The organism is Streptomyces murinus (genome assembly GCF_002154555.1).
Taxonomy (GTDB): domain Bacteria; phylum Actinomycetota; class Actinomycetes; order Streptomycetales; family Streptomycetaceae; genus Streptomyces; species Streptomyces murinus.
The window spans coordinates 1-6,147 of the sequence record NZ_MUNF01000099.1 but is presented as its reverse complement, the minus strand read 5'-3'; the positions used below and the strand labels follow the sequence as shown (position 1 = coordinate 6,147).

The following is a 6,147-nucleotide window of genomic DNA, read 5'->3' as shown; positions in this document are numbered from 1 at the left end:
ACACCCCCACGCGCACCCGCTGCCCCCACGTCAGGTGGAGGGCGTCCGTCTCGATGCCGTCGCCGAAGGCGATGAGGTGGTCGGACTCCACGGTGAGGGTCAGGGCGGCGGACGCGTCCAGTCGGCCGGAGACCAGGGTCGTGCCGGTGGCCGGTGAGGGCCAGGCCTCGCGGACGTACCAGAGGAGGCTGGGCTCGGTGGGGGAGGGCAGCAGGAGCCGGCCGCCCCGCTCCTGCCAGAGGGAGCGCAGCCAGCCCGTGGCACCCGTGCCCGTGCCCACCAGGACCCCGGAGGAGGCCTGGGCCTCGACGGCACCCCTGTCGCCGTCGAGACCCAGGCGGTATCGGGCGGTCTGGTGGCCCGCGGCGCCGAGGTAGATCTCGTTGAGCGCGACCAGCCGCTGCGTGTCGTCGGCCTCCGCCGCCACCATCGTCAGCTCCTCGCACCCGCCGCCCGGCGCCGCGAGCAGCTTCGCCGCGTCCTGCGGGCGGTGCCGTACCAGCACCCCCGGGTTGCGTCCCGGGTCGGTGTCGATGCCGATCACCGGCTGCCCGGTCAGGTACTTGGCCACATTGGCGACCAGCCCGTCCTGACCGATCACCACGACGACGTCCTCGGGCGCGAACAGGAACCGCTCCAGATCGGCGCGTTCCACCCGGGCCTGCCGCCAGGTCAGCGGCACGGCCGCCGTCACCTCGGCCAGCGCCCGCCGCGTCCCCTGGTGCCGGGCCGCGATCTCCTCGATGTCCCGGCCCCGGGAGGCGAGCACGAACGCGGCCTGGCCATGGGTGCCGTACCGGGCCACCAACTCCTCGTACTCCGTGGTGCGATGGACCAGTACGGCCCGCGGCGCGAGACTCACGCCCCGGCCCCGGAGCCCGCCCCGCCGAGCTTCGCCAGCAGTCCCGTCAGCACATCCGGCGAGATCGTCACGCTCCCGATGTCCGGCAGGTTCTCCGCCACCCGCATCGCCGCCAGCGCGTGCAGCGTCGCCACGTCCGCCTCGGCGTGCACCCGCAGCCAGGCCGCCCGCGCCTGCGCCCGCGCCTCGCCCACCTCGCGCTCCTGCTCCGCCGCCGCGCGCGCCAGCCGTACCACCTTGTCCGCCTCCGCCTGCGCGAGCCGTACCGTGCGCGCCGCCTCGGCGTCCGCCCGTACCGCGTCCGCGGCCGCCTGCTCCTCCGCCTCGCGCCGTGCGTTGGTGCCGCGCTGCTCCACCAACTGCTCCTCGCGCCGGGCGAGTTCGATGCGGCTGGCCAGCTCGTTCTCGGCGATGGCGCGCTCCCGTTCGACGGCCACCGCCCGCCGCTCGTACGTCGCCCGGTCGGCCTCCTGCTGGATCTGTTCCCGCGCCGGGGTGCGCAGCGCCCGTTCGACCTCGGGCTCCGGGCGCACCGCCACCACGCGCACCGCGACCACCTCGATCCCGGTGTCCGGCAGCCGGGGCTGCGCGGCGAGCCCGGCCGCGAGCCGCTCGCGCACCGTGCTCACCCCGTCGGTCAGCGCGGCCGACAGCGGAGTGCGGGCCAGCACGTCCAGGGCGTGCTCCTGCGCCGTCTCCGTGAGCAGGGTGGCCAGTTGCTCCAGCGGCGTGCCCCGCCAGGCGCCGGTGTCCGGGTCGACCGAGAAGTCGAGCCGGGCGGCGGCGAGCGCCGGGTCGCCGATGCGGTAGGTGACCGTCGCCTGCACCGTCACGTCCTGGAAGTCGGCCGTACGGGCGTGGAAGGTCATCGCCAGCTCGCGGTCGTCCACCGGTATTTCGGACAGCGCCGCCGTCAACGAGCGGAACCAGAAGCTGAGTCCGGGGCCGTCGTGCACCAACTGCCCGGAGCGGTGGTGGCGGATGTGCGCCGTCGGAGTGCCCCGCAGATGGCGCCAGCCAAGACGCCGGGTGATGTCGGCCATGGGTTCCCCTCGCCTCTTTTCGTCGCTAAGACGATAAGACGGACGACCCTTTGTCGTCAAGTAGACGAAAACCGTCGAGCCGTACGGCCGGGGGCTGGGTGATCGAACTGAAGTCGCAACAAGAGCGCTCCGAAATGGCCGACAGGCGGGTGAATCCGGTCCTCGATGGTCAGGATGGTCACATGGGATTCCACGTCGACTCCGAGGCCGGGCGGCTGCGCCGCGTCATCCTCCACCGGCCCGATCTTGAGCTCAAAAGGCTCACCCCCAGCAACAAGGACGCCCTCCTCTTCGACGACGTCCTGTGGGTGCGCCGGGCCCGCGCCGAACACGACGGGTTCGCCGACGTACTGCGCGACCGGGGCGTCGCCGTCCACCTCTTCGGCGATCTGCTGGTCGAGGCCCTGGAGCTGCCCGAGGCCCGCACCCTGGTCCTGGACCGCGTCTTCGACGAACGGGAGTACGGCCCGCTCGCCACCTCCCATCTGCGCGCCGCGTTCGAGAACCTGCCCGCCCGCGAACTGGCCGAGGCCCTCGTCGGCGGCATGACCAAGCGGGAGTTCCTGGCGGCGCACGCGGAGCCGACCTCCGTCCGCTTCCATGTGATGGACCTGGACGACTTCCTGCTCGCCCCGCTGCCCAACCACCTCTTCACCCGCGACACCTCCGCCTGGATCTACGACGGGGTCTCCATCAACGCCATGCGGCTGCCCGCCCGGCAGCGCGAGACCGTCCACTTCGAGGCGATCTACCGGCACCATCCGCTCTTCCGTGACGAGCCGTTCCACATCTGGTCCCAGGGGCAGGCCGACTACCCCTCCACCATCGAGGGCGGCGACGTCCTGGTGATCGGCAACGGCGCGGTCCTCGTCGGCATGAGCGAGCGCACCACCCCGCAGGCCGTGGAGATGCTCGCGCACAAACTGTTCGCGGCCGGCTCCGCCCGGACGATCGTCGCGCTCGACATGCCCAAGCGGCGCGCCTTCATGCACCTCGACACGGTGATGACGATGGTCGGCGGCGACACCTTCACCCAGTACGCCGGGCTCGGCATGCTGCGCTCGTACACCATCGAACCGGGCGTGAGCGAGAAGGAGCTGAAGGTCACCGACCACCCGCCGGAGCACATGCACCGCGCGATCGCCGCCGCCCTCGGGCTCGGCGAGATCCGGGTGCTGACCGCCACCCAGGACGTGCACGCGGCCGAGCGCGAGCAGTGGGACGACGGCTGCAATGTGCTCGCCGTCGAACCCGGTGTCGTCGTCGCCTATGAGCGGAACTCCACCACCAACACCCATCTGCGCAAGCAGGGCATCGAGGTCATCGAGATCCCGGGCAGCGAGCTGGGGCGGGGCCGGGGCGGACCCCGGTGCATGAGCTGTCCGGTGGAACGGGATCCTGTGTGAGAACCTGCACGTCAGGGGTCTGCATAAACTTACCGATGGTCGTATAGAATTTCGGAGTCCCTAGAGCCGTACCCCCGTATCCCTGGAGCGCCCCCATGGCGACAGTCCCGACCGCACTCGCCGGCCGTCACTTCCTCAAGGAGCTGGACTTCACCGAGGAGGAGTTCCGCGGCCTGATCGAGCTGGCCGCGGAGCTGAAGGCCGCCAAGCGGGCCGGGGCCGAGGTCCAGCACCTCCGGGGTCTTAATATCGCGCTGATCTTCGAGAAGACCTCGACGCGCACCCGCTGCGCGTTCGAGGTCGCGGCCGCCGACCAGGGCGCCCACACGACGTACCTCGACCCGTCCGGCTCGCAGATCGGGCACAAGGAGTCCGTGGGGGACACCGCCCGGGTGCTCGGCCGGATGTTCGACGGCATCGAGTACCGCGGCGACAGCCAGGCCAAGGTCGAGGAACTGGCCGCCCGGGCCGGGGTGCCCGTCTTCAACGGGCTCACCGACGACTGGCACCCCACCCAGATGCTGGCCGACGTGCTCACCATGACCGAGCACAGCGCCAAGCCGCTGCCGGAGATCGCCTTCGCCTACCTCGGTGACGCCCGCTTCAACATGGGCAACTCCTACCTGGTCACCGGCGCCCTGCTCGGCATGGACGTACGGATCGTGGCGCCCGAGCAGTACTGGCCCGCCCCCGGGATCGTGGCCCGCGCCCGCGAGCTGGCGAGGACCAGCGGCGCGGTGATCACCCTGACCGAGGACATCGCCGAGGGCGTCCGCGGCGCCGACTTCGTCGCCACCGACGTCTGGGTCTCCATGGGTGAGCCCAAGGAGGTCTGGGCCGAGCGGATCAAGGCGCTCGCGCCGTACGCCGTGACCATGGACGTCCTGCGCGCCACCGGCAACCCGGACGTCAGGTTCCTGCACTGCCTGCCCGCTTTCCACGACCTCGGCACCAAGGTCGGACAGGAGATCCACGAGGCGTACGGGCTGACCTCCCTGGAGGTCACCGACGAGGTGTTCGAGTCGGCGTACTCCGTGGTCTTCGACGAGGCCGAGAACCGGCTGCACACCATCAAGGCCGTGCTGGTCGCCACACTCGGCCGCTGAGCCTGGTTCCCGTCCCCGACCAGGGATTATCCTGATCGGCGGCCTCGGAACCACCCACTCCGAGGCCGCCGGCGCGACCGTCATCCCGTCGCTCGCACCCGCGACGCCACCCGTCGCACCCGCCGCTCGCACCGGCGGCCGTCACCCGGCCGCCCGCACCACCAGAAACGAGCACCACCCGCAATGCCCGCTCCCCGCATCAAGTCCCCCCACCTGCTCGTCGCCGAATCCGGCGCCGACCGCGAGGGACACGGCCTGAAGCGCACGATGGGGCTCTTCCAGCTCATCTGCTTCGGCGTCGGCGCCATCGTCGGCACCGGCATCTTCGTCGGCCTCTCCGACTCCGTCGCGCAGGCCGGCCCCGCCGTCGTCATCTCCTTCGTCCTCGCCGCGATCACCTGCGTGTTCACCGCCTTCTCCTTCGCGGAGCTGGGCGGCGCGATCCCGGTCTCCGGCTCCTCGTACTCCTTCGCCTACGCCGGTCTCGGCGAGTCCACCGCCTTCCTGGTCGGCTGGTGCCTGCTGCTGGAGTACGGCATCTCCATCTCGGCCGTCGCGGTCGGCTGGAGCCAGTACGTCAACGAGCTGCTGCACAGCCTCATCGGCTGGCAGCTGCCCGCCGTGCTGTCGGCGGGGCCGGGCGACGGCGGCATCGTCAACCTCCCGGCGGTGCTGGTGATCGCCATGGCCTCGGTGCTGCTGGTGCGCGGTGTGCGCGAGAGCGCCGGGGCGACCGCCGCCATGGCCGCCGTCAAGCTGGTGATCCTGATCGCCTTCTGCGTGATCGGCTACAGCGCGTTCAAGCACGGAAACCTCACTCCGTTCTCCCCGGCCGGCCTCGGCGGCATCGGCGCGGGCACCACCGCCGCGTTCTTCTCGTACATCGGCTTCGACGCGATCACCACCGCCGGTGAGGAGGCCAAGAACCCCCGCCGTGACATCCCCGTGGCGATCATGGTCTGTATGGGCATCGTGACGCTGCTGTACTGCGCCGTCGCGCTCGCGGCCATCGGCGCCATCGGCGGCAAGCAGGTCGCGGGCCGCCCCGCCGCCCTGTCCTACGTGGTCAACGAGGTCACCGGCTCCACCATCGGCGGCGGTGTGATCGCCTTCGGCGCGGTCGTCGCCATCGCCTCCGTGGTGCTCGCGGTGATGTACGGCCAGACGCGCATCCTGATGTCGATGTCCCGCGACGGCCTGATCCCGCGCGTCTTCGAGAAGGTCTCCCCGAAGACCTCGACGCCGGTCGCCGGCACCCTGATCGTCGCGATCGTCTTCGCGGTCCCGGCGGCCTTCGCCTCGCTCGACGCGGTGATGAACCTGTGCACCATCGGCACGCTCGCGATCATGGCCGTGGTGAACCTCGCGGTGATGACCCTGCGCCGCCGCGAGCCGGGCCTGACCCGCAGCTTCCGGGTGCCGCTCTACCCGGTGGTCCCGCTGCTCGGCATCGCCTTCTGCCTGTATCTGATGTTCGAGACCGGCTGGCGGACCTGGGCGCAGTTCGCGCTGTTCCTCGCGGTGGGCTTCCTCGTCTACGTCGCCTACGGGCGCCGGCACTCCACGCTCGCCCGCGACCTGGCCGCCGACGCGGACCGAGCCGGTGTCACAGCGGCCGGCGCGGAGCGGGAACCGCAGGAAGCGTGAACCACACCGCCTTGCCCCTCGGGGTGGGGCGGTGTCCGCAGGAGGCGCTCAGGGCGCGGGCTGCTGCTGATCCGCGCCCTGAG

The 6,147-nt window shown here is 71.4% G+C and carries 5 protein-coding genes and 1 pseudogene; 3 read left to right on the top strand and 3 right to left on the bottom strand.

All coding sequences use genetic code 11. From position 1 onward, the window contains the following. A partial coding sequence (locus tag CCN72_RS08060) for an NAD(+)/NADH kinase (protein ID WP_086806913.1) occupies positions 1–862 on the bottom strand: 862 nt, incomplete at its 3' end. Then, the gene (locus CCN72_RS08055) at positions 859–1,905 is read right to left on the bottom strand and encodes an SPFH domain-containing protein (RefSeq protein WP_086806912.1); all 1,047 of its coding nucleotides are present in this window, start codon (positions 1,903–1,905) and stop codon (positions 859–861) included. The genes CCN72_RS08055 and CCN72_RS08060, both read right to left, overlap by 4 nt. Before the next feature lie 182 nt (positions 1,906–2,087). Here CCN72_RS08055 and CCN72_RS08050 point away from each other — a divergent pair, with 182 nt between their 5' ends. The 3 genes from CCN72_RS08050 (at position 2,088) to CCN72_RS08040 (ending at position 6,064) form a co-directional block, all read left to right on the top strand. Then, positions 2,088–3,311 carry an arginine deiminase gene (locus tag CCN72_RS08050; protein ID WP_086806911.1) on the top strand — a complete coding sequence of 408 codons (1,224 nt, stop codon included), beginning with the start codon at positions 2,088–2,090 and terminating at the stop codon, positions 3,309–3,311. A gap of 95 nt (positions 3,312–3,406) precedes the next feature. Further along, positions 3,407–4,417 (top strand): ornithine carbamoyltransferase, encoded by a 1,011-nt coding sequence (gene argF, locus CCN72_RS08045; RefSeq protein ID WP_086806910.1) that lies wholly within the window; start codon positions 3,407–3,409, stop codon positions 4,415–4,417. Between the two features lie 183 nt (positions 4,418–4,600). Continuing rightward, a complete protein-coding gene (locus tag CCN72_RS08040) occupies positions 4,601–6,064 on the top strand; it encodes an amino acid permease (RefSeq protein WP_086806909.1) in 1,464 nt (487 codons plus the stop codon). On the opposite strand, the pseudogene CCN72_RS40340 reads toward CCN72_RS08040, so the two are convergent. Beyond that, positions 6,024–6,147, bottom strand: a pseudogene (locus tag CCN72_RS40340) (ATP-binding protein); the annotation flags it as partial. The gene CCN72_RS08040 and the pseudogene CCN72_RS40340 sit on opposite strands and share 41 nt — an antisense overlap.